The organism is Flavobacterium orientale (genome assembly GCF_014638005.1).
In the GTDB taxonomy this organism is placed as follows: Bacteria; Bacteroidota; Bacteroidia; order Flavobacteriales; family Flavobacteriaceae; genus Flavobacterium; species Flavobacterium orientale.
In genome coordinates this window covers 265,424-282,657 of sequence record NZ_BMFG01000003.1, presented here as the reverse complement: position 1 = coordinate 282,657, position 17,234 = coordinate 265,424, and the positions used below count along the sequence as shown (strand labels likewise).

Below are 17,234 nucleotides of genomic sequence, written 5' to 3'. Positions count from 1 at the left end.
TTTTTATAACCTTGTTTATGTGTATTTGATTGATAAAATCAGATTATATAAACGAGGTTTTATTTCTTTTTAATTATACTTAAAAGCACACTTTTCTCATTTCGATAAACGAAATAAATAAAAACAAGTAGCAAACCAATTCCAACAAAGTAGTTTTCTCTAAAACCATAAAAATAGACAAAAGAAAACAGAATGGAAAGTCCGAGATAACCGCTTATTTTTTTCATATCATAAGGAATAGGATAGTATTTGTTTCCTAATACATAAGATATAAACATCATTGAGCCATAGGCTACAATTGTTGCTATAGCAGAACCTAAATAACTTAAATGTTTGATCAGGAGAAAATTCAAAACAAGGGTTAAAATTGCTCCAACAATAGAAATATAAGCTCCCATTTTGGTTCTATCGGTCAACTTATACCAGACGGAGAGATTGGTATAAATTCCTAAAAAGAAATTCGCTAAAACAATCAAAGGCACCACTTTCATGGCTTCCCAATAATCGCTGTTTGGGATTAATAACACTTTGATGATATCTGCAAAAACGATTACTGACAATGAAATAATGGAACCAAAGATTACGAAATATTTAGCAACATCTGCATAAGCTTTGGGTGCATTTTCATTTTTAGCATAACTAAAAAAGAAGGGCTCAATTCCTAAAGTATACGCAGTTCTGAACAAAACCATAAACAATCCGATTTTATAACAAGCAGCATAAGCCCCAATCTCTGATTTGCTGACATTCAGAAATTTTAATAGAATTTTATCAAAATGTTCGTTGATGGCAAATGCCAAACCTGCAATTAAAATCGGGAAACCATAACGAAGCATTTTCTTCCATAGTTGGGTGTCAAAATGCCATTGAATGTGAAAGTAATTTGGCAATAACACAACTAAAGTTAACAAACTAGCTATGATATTGGCTATAAAAATATAGCCTATTTGGAAGTTTTCTATATAAATACTTGCCAAAAAACTATCGGGATTTGCGGCGGCCATTTTGGGTAATACAAGCAAAAAGAAAAGATTTAAGCCAAGGTTTACCAACACATTTCCAATTTTAATAATGGCATAAATAACGGGGCGTTGATAGGCTCTAAGTTTTGAAAAAGGAATAATCACTAAAGCATCCAAAACTAATATCCAAATGGTGTAGGTGATAAATTCTACATCAATTCCTGCCAATTTTGCAATGGTGTTTCTGAACAACATAAAAACTACCAAAAAAACAATGGAAGACCAAAAAACAGAAATCATCGATGTTCCTATCACTGCTTTTTTATCGTCCTGGTTTGAATAAAATCTAAAAAAAGAAGTCTCCATTCCGTATGCCAAAAGAACATTAAAAAAAACAATCCACGAAAAGATAACAGACACTTCTCCATAAGCTGCTGTATCAAGAACATCAGTATAAAGTCGCACCAATAAAAAACTCAACATTCTGGGAAGCACGGTAGCTAACCCATAAATGGCGGTTTGTTTAAAAAGTGATTTGTAAAGTCCCAAGGGTTAGTGGTCTTTTATTGTTATCAAGCAAAATTAACTAATTATTTGACTTTTCGGTTACGTCAAAGAATTTGTGGTGCATTAATTTATTTTTGTGTGAATATTCTAAAATGGCTTCTGTGGGTTTTAAATTAAATTTTGGTTTTTCTGCAATTGGCAGTTGGTTGCCGTATTCATTCTCAGGATTTGCATCAAGAATAAAATCGTTTTTGATAAAAACAGCTTCAATTTTTTGACTGGAAATCATTTTAATTACTGCGGTTTGGTTCTTGAAATAAAGTTTTTCGAGTTTGATGTTTTCCGGAATAGCTTGTTGAAATTCAATGAAAAAGTGGGTTTGATTGTCTTTACTTTGATAAAAATAATGAGAAATTGGAATGGGAAATTGGGTTTGGAAGGTTTCTTTTGAAGAACATCCCATCAAAATTATTGAAACGATAATTGAAAAATTTCTCATTATTTTAATATCCTTTTTTTTATAGTAAATGTTATTTACCTCAAAGTCCATTCTATAAAATCATTCATTACTAGTGGCCAATTTTCTTTTTCATAATTGACTTTTCCTTGTTGGTCAACTTCAAAAAAATTATGTTCTACGTTTAAATAACGTTTAAAGGTTAAATTTGTTTTTGCGTTCTGAATATAAAACAACGGAACTAAATCACACAAATCTGAAGCAATGTCCGAAGTCCCAAAGGCCAAATACGTTGGAATTTCTATTTTTAACCAATCATTAATCAATGGTCTTGAAAATGATTTCCAGGCTAACAAATTACAATCTTCTTTGACTTTTTTATCATCATGCGACTTTCTGAATAGTTCATACTGCCTTTCAATTGCTTTATCGGCTTCTTGCCAAGTAATTTGATTGCTTTCGGCTTGTTTTCTATAAAACCGTATGCTTTGATCAATTCTGCCAAATGGGTTTGCACTAAATAAACCTAAATGCGTTACTTTTTTATTATTTAACGCAATTACTGTCGCAACTTTTGATCCTTGTGAATGACCAGCCACTACTAATTTAGAATTGTCAACCCATTTTTGTTTTCTTAAAAATTTCAAAACACTATTTGCTCTGTTTTCATAATTTTCCAAATAATCAGATTTGACATAATTTAGGTCAAACTCGTCAGGTTCATTTGGATTAGGAATATAACAATACGATTTATTCAAATTTTTTTCATTGACAATAACCGGTGTTTTCGGCATTGAAATGATGATTAAGTGATAACTCTTTTTTATTATTTCAATATCAAAATTTGTAATACCGCCACCAATCATCCAAATATCATCATTTGCTGTTTGTACAAACAACGGCAATGGAAGTGAGCCCTGACAAAAAAGAAAAATTGGTTTTTTTACGTCTGTTTTGGTATCAATCAATACAAAATCAATTGTATCATTTTTGTGTTTTAGGCTAAAATGTATAGCCTGATTGTTAATGATATTGCGATTTTGACTCCATGTAAATGTGGCTGTCAAAACAAATAATAATATTAAAAAAATTCTCATATAGTCTCCTCCAAAAACTTTACAAAATGAAACCCTTTCGGCACAAATCCATGGTTGAAATAAAACTTATGAGCCGGAAAATTATTAGTGTAAGCATCTAAAGCAACGACTTTACAACCTAAATCAATCGCTTTTTGATTCAAATGTTCTGTCAATAATTTGCCAACTCCTTTTGAACGATAGTCGGGATGAACAATAACGTTGTCTAATTCAAGATATTTTCCGCACCATAATTTTGTTCCTACCCAAAAACCGGAAAGACCAACGGGTATTTCGTTTTCAAAAGCAACTAATTGTTTGTAGTTGTTGGGCAACATTTCGTCTAACAAATCACTGTAAATTTGTTCGGTAAATTCGGGATACAATTGCTGAATTAAGGGCAATTGTTGAAGCATTTCAACTTTGGAAGAAAGTTCTTTGAGCGTTACCATTTATTCTGATAATAAAGTTTCATTAAACAAATTTAAAATTCGGGTATATTCATCCACCCATGAATAGGTTTCTCTAAAACCGTGTGCTTCTACCGGATAAACCGCCAAATCCCAGTCTTTTTTTCCTAATTCGATAAATCGTTGTGTCAATCTAACAATATCTTGAAATTGTACATTATCATCAACCATTCCGTGTAACATTACTAATCGGTCTTTTAAATTATCGGCAAAATAAATCGGTGAACTTTTTTTATAAGCTTCCGGATCCGTTTCCGGATAATTTAAAATGTTTGCGGTATAACCATGGTTGTAATGAGCCCAATCTGTCACTGAACGTAAGGCTGCTCCTGCTTTAAACTCTCCGGGTGTGGTGAGAAGTGCCATCAATGTAATGAATCCGCCGTAAGAACCGCCGTAAATGCCAATTTTATCAGGATTGATTCCCTTTTGTGACACTAAATAGTTTTTCCCATCCAAATGGTCTGACAAATCCAATCCACCCATATGTCTATAAATTCCGGTTCTTACATCACGTCCATAACCGTCGCTTCCACGATAATCGATATCTAAAACGGTGTAACCCAAATCGGTCAGCAAATTGTGAAACATATATTCACGATGATAACTACTCCAAAAATTATGAGCATTTTGCAAATATCCGGCCCCGTGAACAAAAACTACCGCTGCATTGTTTTTATTTTTTGCGTTAGGTTCGTAAACTCGAGCATAAACATCAGCTCCGTCTTTGGCTTTGAAAGTGATTACTTCAGATGATTTCCAAGTATAAGCGTCGAATGTTTTGGTTGTTGAAAAGGTTATTTGCTGTAACGTAGCATTAGGTTTGTTTTCGCCAATATATAATTCCCATGGTTTATTTTTTGATGAATAGCGAACCAATAGCGTTTTTTCGTCTGGTGATACTTCTACTTCGTATGCTCCTTCTTTGGTTAGAATCGGAATCATTTTTTGAGAAGCAATGTCTAATTTATAAAATTCTCTATTTCCGGGATGCGAAGTATTGGTTGATAGATAAAACGATTTTCCATCATTGGAAAGTTTAACTACCTCTCTCACCTCCCAATTTCCTTTGGTAAGTTGTGTTTTTTGTTTGGTTTTTAAATTCATCAAATACAAATGCGAATATCCGGTTGCTTCCGATTGAAAATAAATGGTTTGATTGTCTTTTAAAAAACCTAAAGTGCCTCGACTAAATGCATAACCGGGAATTCCGGGTCCGCCAATCCAAGCTTCATCATGTTGGTGTTCTAATTCTGTGATACTTCCGGTTTCTAAATTTAATTGGACAATCCAACGGTCTTTATTGTCTTGGCTTCGGATTTCAAAAACGGCTAAACTTCCGTCTTGATTAAAAATCGGGGCTTGCATCACAATTGCTTTTTCTTCTTTTTCCTTTTCTTTTAATTTATCATATTCTTGGTAGTATTTTGGAAACTCAGAAATGCCGGTTAAACCCGAAAAAGAAACGCAATAAACGGAGTCTTTTTCGTGGCAATAAATACCCATTTTGTGTTTGCTCAAATTGTCAATTGAAACTTTTGAACGGGCGTTAGTGTTTTTTGTATAACCATCTGCCGTGATGAATTGCTCTACTTTTGTTGAACTAGTTGTTGCATAATCAGATAATCTAAAGGTTACGAATTTAGCGTCGGGTGAAGGTGTAATTTGTTCTAAAGATGATTTATCATGAAAAATTTCTTTCGGAAACTTTTCTTTCACTTTTTCGGCTTGTTCTTTATTCCATTGTTTTTTTGATTCTTGATCTTTTATAAATTGAAATAATTCACTTTGTTGTTCAGATAAAAAATTGGATTTATCCTCTTTACTTCCTGTTTTCGTTCCTTTAAAATTTGTAATTTGAATCAGCGTTGCCGCTTTGGTATCCAATTGAAATAAATTGTTATTTTGATTAAAAAATATCTGATTAGGATTTGAACTCCTTCTAACATTGGAAACACCTTGAGAAGATTGGTATATTTTTTTTTTCTTTTTTGTTTTCTTATCAAATTCATACAACACTCCTTGATTTATAAAAAATAAGGTTGGGAAATCTGTTTGATTGTCATTTCTAATTCTTGCAGCAATTAAATCACTTGGAGCTACTTTTTCAGGGTTTTTCATTCCTTTTTTCCAATAGAAAGCACTATTCCCAAGTTCATTTTTCGGATTCCAATCAAAATAAACAGTTGTTCCATCAATTGACCATCGGTGATTTTCGGGTTGATGACCAATAAACTCATCACCCTTCATGATTTCACTTAAGGTTAATGATTGGCCAAAAAACAATTGAAAAAGAAAGAGGATAAAACAAGTAAAGTAATATTTCATTAAATAAAGTTTGATTCTCAAAGATATAAAATAAAAAAGTCACGCTATAAACGTGACTTTCTTAAATGTATGTTATTTTTTGTTATCCTTTCAATCTTCTCTAATTATTCAACACCTCACTAATTGAAAATTTGGCTTCGCCTAATTGTTCAACGCCTCAGCTCCACCAACAATTTCAAGGATTTCGTTAGTAATAGATGCTTGACGGGCTTTATTATAAGTCAATTTCAGTTGATTTCTCAATTCAGTTGCATTATCAGTTGCTTTGTGCATTGCGGTCATTCTGGCTCCGTGTTCTGCTGCAAATGAATCTCTGATTGATTTGTATAATTGTGTTTTTAGTGATTTTGGAATTAACGTGATTACAATCTCTTCTTTTGAAGGTTCAAAAATATAATCTGAACTTGTAGTTACTGCTCCAACTAAAGGAGCTAGCGGTAAAAATTGTTCAGTTTGTACAATTTGAGTAGCTGCATTTTTGAATTGATTGTAAACAATTTCAATTCTATCATAAACACCAGTTGTAAACAAATTGGTTAAATGTTCAGCAATCTGTGCGACATTATCAAAAGTTAAGTCATCATAAACATCACTTCTGTTTTCAACAACCTCATGAGTTTTACGCAAAACATCATTTCCTTTTTTACCAATTGTAAAAATATCAACTTGTTTACCAGCATACGAATCAGCAATAACTTTAGCTTGCTTTACAACATTTGAATTGAATGCACCACATAAACCACGATTTGAAGTTATTACAACAACCAAAACTTTTTTAATCTCTCTTTGGGTTGTAAAAGCACCTCCAACCTCACCTTCTAATGAAGCACTTAAACTTTGAAGTAGTTCCGTTAATTTTTCGGCATAAGGTCGCATAGCTGTAATTGCATCTTGAGCCTTTTTTAGCTTAGCTGCAGAAACCATTTTCATCGCAGAAGTAATCTGCATCGTTGATGAAACGGATGTAATTCTGTTACGTATTTCCTTTAAGTTTGCCATTTTTTATAATGAGTCAATGTGCCAATTTATCAATGTGTCAATTAAAAAAAAATTGACACATTGTCTAATTGACTAATTAATTATATTTCGCTGAAATTTCTTTTGCTACTTTCTCTAAAACATCAGTAATGTTGTCATCCAACTTACCTGCTTTTAAAGAATTAAGAACATCTCTGTGTTTGTTGTTCAAGTATTCGATATAATCTCTTTCGAATTCTTTTACTTTGTTAACAGGAACATTTCTCAACAAGTTTTTAGAACCTGCATAGATAATTGCAACTTGATCTTCAACAGTATATGGATCGTTTACGGCCTGTTTCAAGATTTCAACATTTCTTCTACCTTTTTCAATTACATTTAAAGTAACCGAATCTAAATCAGAACCAAATTTTGCAAAAGCTTCCAATTCACGGAATTGTGCTTGATCTAATTTCAATGTACCCGATACTTTTTTCATTGATTTAATCTGAGCATTACCTCCAACACGCGATACCGAAATACCTACGTTAATTGCCGGACGAACCCCTGAGTTAAATAAATCACCATCCAAGAATATCTGACCATCTGTAATCGAAATTACGTTGGTTGGAATATACGCAGAAACGTCACCTGCTTGTGTTTCAATGATTGGTAATGCGGTTAATGAACCTCCACCTCTTACGATTGGACGTAAAGAATCCGGTAAGTCGTTCATGTTTTTTGCAATATCATCATCTGCAATCACTTTTGCAGCTCTTTCTAATAATCTTGAGTGAAGATAGAAAACGTCTCCAGGATAAGCTTCACGTCCTGGTGGTCTTCTTAATAAAAGAGAAACCTCACGGTAAGCTACAGCTTGTTTAGATAAATCATCATAGATAATCAAAGCCGGACGACCAGTATCACGGAAATATTCTCCAATTGCAGCACCTGCAAACGGAGCATATACTTGCATTGGTGCAGGATCTGAAGCATTTGCTGCTACGATAACCGTATAAGCCATTGCCCCTTTATCTTCTAATGTTTTTGCAATTAATGCTACAGTTGACGCTTTTTGTCCAACAGCAACATAGATACAAAATACAGGTTGACCTGCATCATAAAATTCTTTTTGATTTAAAATGGTATCGATACAAACGGTAGTTTTACCGGTTTGACGGTCACCAATTACCAACTCACGTTGACCTCTTCCTACCGGAATCATCGCATCAATTGATTTGATTCCTGTTTGCAACGGTTCAGTTACCGGTTGACGGAAAATTACTCCGGGCGCTTTTCTTTCCAATGGCATTTCATAAAGATCTCCACCGATTGGTCCTTTCCCATCGATTGGATTTCCTAACGTATCAACCACACGACCTACCATTTGCTCACCTACTTTTAGGGAAGCGATACGCTGTGTTCTTTTTACGGTAGAACCTTCTTTAATACCTGTTGAAGGACCTAACAATACTACCCCAACATTGTCTTCTTCCAAGTTTAATACGATTGCTTCCAATCCGTTGTCGAATTGTACTAACTCTCCGTATTGAGCATTTGATAACCCGTAAACACGAGCAATACCATCACCCACTTGAAGTACTGTTCCTACTTCTTCTAACGATGCACCTGATTCAAAACCAGATAATTGTTTTTTTAATATTGCTGAAATTTCAGCAGGTTTAATTTCCGCCATTGTTCTATATCTTTATTGGAATATTAATTACTAAATTCTCTCTTTAATTGTTGCAATCTGTTTGCTACAGAAGCATTGTATTGTTGATCGCCAATTCTCAAAATAAATCCTCCAATGATGGATGGATCTACCGTGTTGATTAACGTGATTTTCTTGTTTGAAAATTCATTTATTTTTGCCAAAACTTTTGCTTCTAAATCTGGAGTGATTGGGAAAGCAGTGGTAACTTTTGCCACTTCAATTCCGTTTAACACATCGTGTTGAGCATTATATTGCTCTGCAATTTCTCCCAAAATCTCGAAACGTTTGTTTTCTTTCAGCAATAAAAATAATCCTTTGGTATCGTTTTGAACGGATGCAAAAATTTCAGATAAGGCATCATATTTCGCTCCCGGCTTTACAACAGGACTAACTAAAAAAAGCTTTAATTCCTCATTAGAATTTACCGTTTCGTTAATCAATTTCATATCCTGATTCACTACATCGGCTCTTCCGTTGGAAACAGCATTTTCTATAATTGCTTTGGCATATCTAATCGCAGCTCTTGACATACGGATTAATTTAATTTAGCATCACCTAACATTTTCTCTACCAATTTGGTTTGAGCTTCTGTGTTAGCTAATTCACTTTTAATTACTTTTTCAGCTATTTCTAAAGAAAGTGATGAAACTTGATTTTTCAATTCGGCCATTGCTGCATTTTTCTCATTTTCAATAGCGGCTTTTGCTTGAGCAATCATTTTCTCACCTTGAACTTGAGCTTCAGATTTAGCATCGTTTATCATTTTTTCTTTGATTTCACGAGCTTCTTTCATCATAGCATCTCTTTCTGCTCTAGCTTCGGCTAATAAACGCTCATTTGAAGCAGTCAAGTTTTGCATTTCTAATTTTGCTGTTTCAGCAGCAGCTAATGCATTGTTGATTGATTCTTCTCTGCTTTTTACAGCTCCTAAAATAGGCTTCCAAGCAAACTTTTTCATTAAGAAAAAGAAAACCACAAAGATTATCGTTGTCCAAAAAATTAAACTTTCCGGTGAAGTTAAGTTCATGTTTTATATAGATTAAAATTGTTTTACTTTTTTAAAAACAGTTTCGCAACCAACCGTTGCGAAACGTGTTCTTTTTTAATTAGTTTGCTTTAGCAATTAAAGCAACAACCACTGCGAAAAGTGCAACACCCTCAATAAGAGCAGCAGCAATAATCATAGCAGTTTGAATTTTTCCAGCAGCTTCTGGTTGTCTTGCCATAGCGTCCATAGCAGATCCACCAATTTTTCCAATACCGATTCCTGCTCCAATAACAGCTAATCCAGCACCGATTCCAGCTAATACCATAATGTTAAATTTATATAGTTAATAATTAAAAAAACTCAATTTTAGTGGTGGTCGTGCTCTTCAACAGCTTGACCGATAAACAAGGCAGACAACAAGGTAAATACATACGCTTGAAGAGCCGCAACCAACATTTCCAATACACTCATGAACAATACGAATGCTCCCGATACAGGAGAAATCCATGCCGTTTTGAAAATATAGATTAATGAAATTAAACTCAATATAATAATGTGTCCCGCTGTAATGTTAGCAAAAAGACGAATCATCAATGCAAAAGGTTTAGTAAACATTCCGATAATTTCTACCGGCCACATAATCGGGTATAATGCTTTTGGAACCGGTGGAGCAAAAATATGTCCCCAATAGTTTTTATTAGCACTAAATGTAGTGATTAAAAAGGTAATGAATGCTAAAACGAAAGTGAAATAAATATTTCCGGTTAAGTTAGAACTAAACGGGAAGAAAGGAATTAATCCGATTAAATTGTTAATCCAAATAAAGAAAAAGATGGTTAACAAATACGGCATATACTTCGCATAATTTTTGTGTCCGATGTTTGGAATCGCAATATCGTCTCTTACGAATAACACCAATGGTTCTAAGAAACCTGCTAATCCTTTTGGAGCCATTTTATTCTTATTATAAGAACGAGCAACTGCTGTGAATAATAATAATAAAATGATAACCGACATCAACATCGAGAAAACCAATTTGGTAATCGAAAAGTTCAACGGTCTTGCAGCAAAATTTAATCCGCTTTTGTCTGACTCATCAGTAATTTCAGCAAATTTATCGGCATAATAAATTACTTCTTTGTAACGAACGAATTTTTCTCCATCAATTTCAACTACTTCCTTTGCTTCATTATCATGGTGAAATTTTGAGGATGAAAATACTTTCAATCCGTTTTCTGTCCATAAAATAACCGGCAAATAAAATGTGATTGGATGACCATCCCAATCGGCAATGTGAAATTCATGCGAATCACCAATGTGCGAATTGATTAAGTCTGTGGCATTAAACTCTTTATCTTCTGAATGTGATCCTCCTGCAAAACCGGAAATCGGCAACAGTGATACTAATAAAACCGCAATGAACTGAATGGTACTTTTTGTTATTCTCATTTTTAAAATTTAGCAGAATTTAATGTCGTTAAAATTTCGTGCAAAGGTACATATTTAATTAATAAATGAAAATATATCAACACAATTTTTAAATAAAGGTTTAAAGTAAGGTCTTTTTTTACGGATTACTCAATCATTCTTGGTTTAATAGTCTGACCGAATGAATAGTTTCAAACAATAAAAAAAGAAAAAAGGGAATAAAAAAAGCTCCAACATCAGGAATTTTTTCTTCAAAATCAGATTGAATTAATGGCAGAAGAAACACTACCGATGCCATCATCTTCAGAATTCCGGTGGCTAGAAAAGTATAACCGGTTTTATCAAAAAAAGTCACATTGACAAAAACCAGAAATAAATACAACAAAAAAGTTAGTATAAAATGAAAAGCATAAACGCTGTAAACCGAATAATAAAAAGGTGTTTCGGCAAACAAAAAACGAGTAATCAGTAATTGAGAAACAAATAAAAGAATTGAAAAAGGGATAAATTGTTTAATAAAAGGCAGTAATTTTTCTTTCATACATTATTCTTTATTAAGATTTTTCACTTGTTGAATAACATTGTATAAAGCTATAAAAACAGCTAACAATGAAAAAATAATGGTATAAAGTGAATTTTCGTTTTGTTTTTTTTCGTCGAGCCAATTACCAAAATAAACTCCGGCAAAAATAATAACACCCATTTGAAACGGAATGTTCATTAGAACCAACCATTTATTAAGCGGTTTTTTCTTCGGTTCCTGATTCATTATGATGTTGAAGTAATTTTACGTTTGGCTTCATAATACATGTTGCACTAAATTCTGCTCCGGGTTCAACGGCTAATTTTCCACAAATTACTTCGCCACGTATTACTGCTTTTGATTTTAAACTAAGCACCTCGGCTATTTCTAGTTTTCCTTCAACTTTCCCTTCAATATCTGCATTTTTGCAGCTAATTTCTCCTTTAATATAGCCGGATGGCCCTAAAACCAATTTGCCATTTGAGTGAAAATTTCCAATTAATTCTCCATCAAATCTAAAATCTGCCAAGGAATGAATATCCCCTTTAATTTTTGTTCCTTCTACAATTCTGTTAGTTTTTCCTAACAAATCCGTATAAGATTTAGTTTCTTTTTTAAACATAATTACCCTTTTTTTGTTCCACCTGTAGGTGGTAATAATTCACTAGATTTTAAAACATCTCTCGGGACTTCTTTACCTGCCGGTTGTTTTCCAGGATTTGCGTTTTGTTTTTGAATGGGTTTAATTGTAGCCGGAACTGGAGGTTTTGGAACATCTTGTTTTGGCAATGGTTGTGCAAATACTTTCTTTTCTAACGGTATATAATTTGGGTTTAAATAATCTTTTAGGCTTTTTTTAATTTGAACCACTTTGTAATTTTCGTTTGAAATAATAATAGCTGGTTCGGTTACTTTATAATCTTTAAATTCTTTTAAAATTGAAACAATTGAAACAGCTGCTTCTTCATTTCTAATGCCATGAATCACTAAAAAATTTTGTTCTAAAGTGTAAATATCAACAGAAGAAGTCAATTTTGTTTCGCCTCGGTCTTTGATAAACTTTGCGACAGTTTCTGGTAATGTTTTTGTTTTCTTACTTTCTAAATCGTCAGCTTCAAAAATTATTTTCCAACTTGAAGGAGCATCTTGATTGAAATCTAAATTTTCTAATTGAGGCATTTTCAATCGTAAAAATTCTTCAGACTCTTTACCTTCTTGCTTGTTTGGATAATTTAAAGCCACATAATTCAATCCGTTTTTGTATTCGTTCAGCCCTTTTAATTTTCCGTTGGTTGTTGCTTTTAATAATTCTAACTTAGGTATAATTTCCTCTCCGGTAAATTTTTCAATTGCTTCGTCCATTTTAAAATAGACCGCTCTATAATCGCCATTTTCATAAATTTTAAACAATTGAGCATAGGCCACATCAGGGTCATCTGCCAAGGTTTGTGAACCAATAGTTGAATTGGTCAAAATTTGAGCATATCGCGAATCGGGAAACTGATTGATAATTTTATCCTTCATTTGTGCCGCTTTGTTTTTGTCTATAATTTCATAGATTTTATACAAATTGTACATCGAAGGAAGTACCAAACGTTCATCTGGCTTGCTTTTTAAAACCATTTCCAAACGATTAGCCGCTAACTCATATTCTTTAAACTTTTCTTTGTAAATGATTCCTAATTGATAGTAGGCAAAATTGCGTTCAGTAGCCAAACTGTCTCTTTCTTTAATGGTTTTTGGCAACTGATTGATATAAAATGAAGCTAAATATCTGGGGTTTTCCTTTTCATCTTTCGAATCTGAAACCGCTAAATCATTTGTTTCTTTATCAAAATCTTCAGCTACAATCGGTGTGTTTTTTGATTGAGCTGTTGAAGAACGCCAATAACCATTTTGATTGCGTTTTCCCCAACGCTTGACAAATTCAAGTTTACCTTGAGCAACACTTGCAGGATTATAGAAATAAAATTGAGAGGATGTACCGCCGGGTGGTTGCATTTTTGCACCAATTGATTGCGATGAACCTTGTGCAATAACCTCATCTTGAACAGCTAATCGCTCTTGCAACTTAGCTTCTTCTTTTTCCTTTTTTGCTTTTAGTTCATCTTCCTTTTTAATTTTGGCTATATACTCTTCATAGAAAGAAATTCTATCACTTTCAGACAAAGCTAAAATATTCAGAATACTGTCGTTTTTTTGAGCAATTCCTTCATATTTAATTACATCGTCAAGATTTTCGCGTTTCTTTTTAATTGCATTAAATTCTCTTGTTCTTGGTTGAAGCATAACTAAAGTGCTGTCATAATACTTTCCTGATTCTTGGTACTTTGCTTTGTAGAAATAAATTTCTGCAATATTTCTGTAATTTGAAGCTGTCAAATAATTGTCTTGTGTTCGGTTTTTTAATGATAAATTATAATTGGAAACTGCGTCATTTTTTTTATCTAAAGCATCATAAAACAATGCTTTTTGATGATGAAGTGCGTCTAAAAAAGGTCTATTTTCACGGTCTTCAATTAATTTTTTAAATTTTTCAAGGTAGGCTAAAGTATCTCCGTTTTTATAATCAAATTGTTTTGCTTGATTAATATGAGCTTGAATGACATATCGTCTAGGCGATTTTCTTTTCATGTCAATAACATTCTGATACATTGCAAAAGAACTGTCTTTTAATTTTTGAGTATCATACAATTGACCTAAAATAAACTGATATCTTGCTCTCTCTTCAGTGTGTTTTGTAAATTCTGTTGCTAACTTTAAACTTTTTATAGCTTTTGAATTGTCATCTGTATTTAAATAAGCTTGAGCCAAACTAGCATGAGCATCTGCAAAAATTTGATCTTTGAACTCAATTTCATTCAATAGTTTATTGAGATTGTTTATGGCCAAAGCATCATTTTCAAGGCGAATATTGGTTTTTTCTCTCCAAATTTTAGCCTCATAAATTTTATCGCTATTTGGGTATTTATATAAAATATAGTTGAAAGCTTCTAATGCTGGAATAAAACGCTGGTCGTAATACCGTGACTTACCTAAAAGTAAATGTGCTTCGTCTATTTGCGGATTTCTTTCTCGACCACCAATTAGCATGGAGCGTTTTTGAATAGCCTTAATTGCTTTGTCTTCAGATTTTTCAAAATTTGGATCTCTTGAATCACCTGGCATCATATCTTCTTCGGAAACTTGCATTCGTTCAATTGGCAAGGTTTCCCAAAAATTATCATTATATCCTGATTTCAAATCCTTTATTCCGGTTTGAAGAGCAATATCACCATTATATAATACATTATTTTTGGTGTTTAGTGCTTGAAAATTTCTGTTTAAAAACTTGTCTTTTTTGGTAGAACAAGCTACCAAAAAAACAAATAAGATTGCAGAAAAAGTGTATTTTATAGTATTGGTTTTCAAAGTAAAAACGGTTTATTGCATAACTAAAAACTTCGTGTTTTAGTATGTAGCAAGGGTAAAAATACGTTTCTTTTTGAAATAGAGAAAAATATTGCGGCTTTTTTGTTTATAAACATCATTTGACGAAAAAATTAACTTGAAATGATGTGTTATTTTGATGGATTAAGCAGCAAAAAACGCTTCTAATTCTTTTAAAGTTTCTGAAGACGGAACTAAATCCAGAACTACTTCGCCTTTTTGTAAAGCGACAATTCGATTTGAAACTTCTACCGTGTGTTGCAAATCGTGACTGGAAACTAAAATTGTAACAGATGGATCTTCTGCCAATTCTTTGATAATTTTTTTCAAACGAATTTGTGTGGTTGGATCTAAATTGGCAAACGGTTCGTCTAAAATAATCACTTCCGGTTCTCCGATTAAAGCGGCAACAATACCCACTTTTTTGGAATTTCCTTTTGATAAATCACGTAAATATTTTTTGTTTTTCAAGATTTCTCCGTTGAAAAAATCTTCATATTTTACTAAAAGACTATCTACATCGGCTTTGTTCCATCCGCGAAGTTCGCCAATAAAATAGAAGTATTCTTCGGGTGTTAAATAGCCAATTAAGAAACTTTCATCGATAAATGCAGAAGTAAACGGTTTCCATTTTTCGCTAATGTTGATTTGAATCGAATTACTTGTAATCATACCTGTTGAAGGCTGAATTAAATCTAATAACAAACTGAAAAAAGTGGTTTTTCCTGCTCCGTTATTTCCCACTAATCCAAAACTTTGACCTTTTGGAATGTCTAAATTAGTTATGTTTAAAACGGTTGTTCCGTTGTATGTTTTGGTAAGATTTTTTACTTGTATCATAATTATATGGTTATGGATGATTAGTTGATTAGTTTTTTTGTTTGTATGCTGCAATAGTTTCGTATTTCTGTGTTTTGTAGATGTTTTCAATCCAATTAAACACTTTTGATTTAAAGGCAAATCCTAAAACTCCGGCTAAGGCGATAAATCCAAGTCCGACAACTTCATCAAACAACAAAATTCCTAAATAATATAATCCCAACGGGACAAGAATTTGCGGAATAACTAACAATAACGTTTTAAAATTGAATGCTTTTTTGTCGCCAAACGCATTTTTATTACTCATTAAATCGATTGGTGTTTTCGTATAAGCTCCAGCCAACAAAACGATGTAGGCATTAATTCCGATGTTGTAAACCGCAGTCACCAAAATCAGCAAGTAAGATTGCCATCCAAAGTAAAGGTAAAAACTGGCACAAACGGCTGCAATTAAGGTTACAATAACCATCAACCACCATTTTGAACTCAAATATTCGCGGTATTGAATGTTTTGACTCATCATCAAATTATAATACGAACTATCCCAACTTGGGACAAATTGTCCGAAACTGAACATGAATCCACCGGTGACAAAAATCCCGCCAAATACTTGCCAGACCGGACCATCATACACTTCAATTGCTCCTGAACCAAACAAAAGTCCGTAGAAAAGAAACAAAACACTCATAATGATGACTGATTTTGCTCTTTTATTTCGTGTAATTAAACGAATGTCATTTTTAAGAAATGTTCCTAATGTTCCAAATTGATCTAACCATTCGAAATTTTGCGTTTTAGCAATTTCGTGTGTGGTTGATAATCCGGCATCGAGGTATAAGTTGCTTTTGAAAAAACTGTGTACAATTTTATAAATCAAAATTAAAACCGCTATAGGTATAATTACCATCCAAGCATAATCATACAATCCTTTGAAAAACAAAACAGTATAATTGGTTGCATCAAACAAACCAAAATATTGCAAAGCCCCTAAAGCAATAAAAATGACAGCAACTGTATAAAAAACTGCATCTTTTTTATCGATTAAAATGTTTAAAAAATTGATAATTAATACCATTGCAATCATACCAACAAGCCAAGTTATGACGCCAAACACATCAAATCCTTTATATAATAAAACCACGGAAAGCGGAATAAAAAAGAACAAATGCATGATGTTGAAAAAAGATAACGCCGATTTTCCTAACGTAAAATTGACAATCGTATCTTTTTTGATGTTGATATATAACAACGGTCGAATATTCATAACCGGTGTTTTTTGGAGGAAAAAACGAAAGACCAAATCGAAAACAAAATAATAAAGTATGAATTTATTTATTATTTGAAAAGGTTCTGAATTGGTTTCTTTTTCAATGATATAATAAGATCCGGCTCCCAATAATGAAAAAGCAACAATAAAATATAACGCTCCAAAAATCATTAAAATTTTTATGGCCAAATTGGTTTGAAACGAAGCGGCTCTAAAAAAAGACTTCCATTCGAGTGAGAGAAAACGTTTTATCATAAGTTGGTTGGTTTGGTAAATTGTGTAATTAGTAGTAAAAAAACATTTTTT

General features: G+C 32.9%; 17 protein-coding genes. All 17 read right to left on the bottom strand.

Translation table 11 applies throughout. From position 1 onward, the window contains the following. Window positions 1–59: 59 nt before the first annotated feature. The 17 genes from IEV15_RS05855 to IEV15_RS05775 all read right to left on the bottom strand — a co-directional run bounded on the left by IEV15_RS05855 (window position 60) and on the right by IEV15_RS05775 (window position 17,183). On the bottom strand, window positions 60–1,511 hold the full coding sequence (locus IEV15_RS05855) for a lipopolysaccharide biosynthesis protein (RefSeq protein ID WP_188361575.1): 1,452 nt from the start codon (window positions 1,509–1,511) through the stop codon (window positions 60–62). Between the two features lie 37 nt (window positions 1,512–1,548). Next, window positions 1,549–1,968: a hypothetical protein gene (locus tag IEV15_RS05850; RefSeq protein ID WP_188361574.1), complete on the bottom strand. Its 420-nt coding sequence runs from the start codon at window positions 1,966–1,968 to the stop codon at window positions 1,549–1,551. 35 nt (window positions 1,969–2,003) lie between these two features. After that, on the bottom strand, window positions 2,004–3,023 hold the full coding sequence (locus IEV15_RS05845) for a hypothetical protein (RefSeq protein ID WP_188361573.1): 1,020 nt from the start codon (window positions 3,021–3,023) through the stop codon (window positions 2,004–2,006). Then, window positions 3,020–3,454, bottom strand: coding sequence for a GNAT family N-acetyltransferase (locus IEV15_RS05840; RefSeq protein WP_188361572.1), 435 nt, complete (start codon window positions 3,452–3,454; stop codon window positions 3,020–3,022). Before IEV15_RS05840 ends, IEV15_RS05845 begins: the two co-directional genes overlap by 4 nt. Beyond that, a complete protein-coding gene (locus IEV15_RS05835) occupies window positions 3,455–5,800 on the bottom strand; it encodes a S9 family peptidase (protein WP_188361571.1) in 2,346 nt (781 codons plus the stop codon). A gap of 141 nt (window positions 5,801–5,941) precedes the next feature. Beyond that, window positions 5,942–6,799, bottom strand: coding sequence for an ATP synthase F1 subunit gamma (gene atpG, locus IEV15_RS05830; protein ID WP_188361570.1), 858 nt, complete (start codon window positions 6,797–6,799; stop codon window positions 5,942–5,944). A 76-nt stretch (window positions 6,800–6,875) separates the two neighbouring features. Further along, window positions 6,876–8,453, bottom strand: coding sequence for a F0F1 ATP synthase subunit alpha (atpA, locus tag IEV15_RS05825; protein ID WP_188361569.1), 1,578 nt, complete (start codon window positions 8,451–8,453; stop codon window positions 6,876–6,878). 23 nt (window positions 8,454–8,476) lie between these two features. Further along, window positions 8,477–9,010: an ATP synthase F1 subunit delta gene (atpH, locus tag IEV15_RS05820; RefSeq protein WP_188361634.1), complete on the bottom strand. Its 534-nt coding sequence runs from the start codon at window positions 9,008–9,010 to the stop codon at window positions 8,477–8,479. Continuing rightward, the gene (locus IEV15_RS05815) at window positions 9,010–9,501 is read right to left on the bottom strand and encodes a F0F1 ATP synthase subunit B (protein ID WP_188361568.1); all 492 of its coding nucleotides are present in this window, start codon (window positions 9,499–9,501) and stop codon (window positions 9,010–9,012) included. Before IEV15_RS05815 ends, atpH begins: the two co-directional genes overlap by 1 nt. A gap of 79 nt (window positions 9,502–9,580) precedes the next feature. Continuing rightward, window positions 9,581–9,787, bottom strand: a complete 207-nt coding sequence (atpE, locus tag IEV15_RS05810) for an ATP synthase F0 subunit C (protein ID WP_188361567.1) — start codon at window positions 9,785–9,787, stop codon at window positions 9,581–9,583. Between the two features lie 41 nt (window positions 9,788–9,828). Further along, window positions 9,829–10,911 carry a F0F1 ATP synthase subunit A gene (atpB, locus tag IEV15_RS05805; RefSeq protein ID WP_188361566.1) on the bottom strand — a complete coding sequence of 361 codons (1,083 nt, stop codon included), beginning with the start codon at window positions 10,909–10,911 and terminating at the stop codon, window positions 9,829–9,831. Window positions 10,912–11,044: 133 nt separating this feature from the next. Further along, entirely contained in the window at window positions 11,045–11,431 is a 387-nt protein-coding gene (locus IEV15_RS05800) for a hypothetical protein (RefSeq protein ID WP_188361565.1), read from the bottom strand. A 3-nt stretch (window positions 11,432–11,434) separates the two neighbouring features. Beyond that, window positions 11,435–11,611 (bottom strand): AtpZ/AtpI family protein, encoded by a 177-nt coding sequence (locus IEV15_RS05795; RefSeq protein WP_308418834.1) that lies wholly within the window; start codon window positions 11,609–11,611, stop codon window positions 11,435–11,437. Between the two features lie 16 nt (window positions 11,612–11,627). After that, complete coding sequence (locus tag IEV15_RS05790; protein WP_188361563.1) at window positions 11,628–12,035, bottom strand: bactofilin family protein; 408 nt, start codon at window positions 12,033–12,035, stop codon at window positions 11,628–11,630. A gap of 2 nt (window positions 12,036–12,037) precedes the next feature. Beyond that, window positions 12,038–14,824 (bottom strand): type IX secretion system periplasmic lipoprotein PorW/SprE, encoded by a 2,787-nt coding sequence (gene porW, locus IEV15_RS05785; protein ID WP_188361562.1) that lies wholly within the window; start codon window positions 14,822–14,824, stop codon window positions 12,038–12,040. A 162-nt stretch (window positions 14,825–14,986) separates the two neighbouring features. Then, window positions 14,987–15,682, bottom strand: a complete 696-nt coding sequence (locus IEV15_RS05780) for an ABC transporter ATP-binding protein (RefSeq protein ID WP_188361561.1) — start codon at window positions 15,680–15,682, stop codon at window positions 14,987–14,989. 28 nt (window positions 15,683–15,710) lie between these two features. After that, complete coding sequence (locus IEV15_RS05775) at window positions 15,711–17,183, bottom strand: DUF5687 family protein (RefSeq protein WP_188361560.1); 1,473 nt, start codon at window positions 17,181–17,183, stop codon at window positions 15,711–15,713. Between the last annotated feature and the right edge of the window lie 51 nt (window positions 17,184–17,234).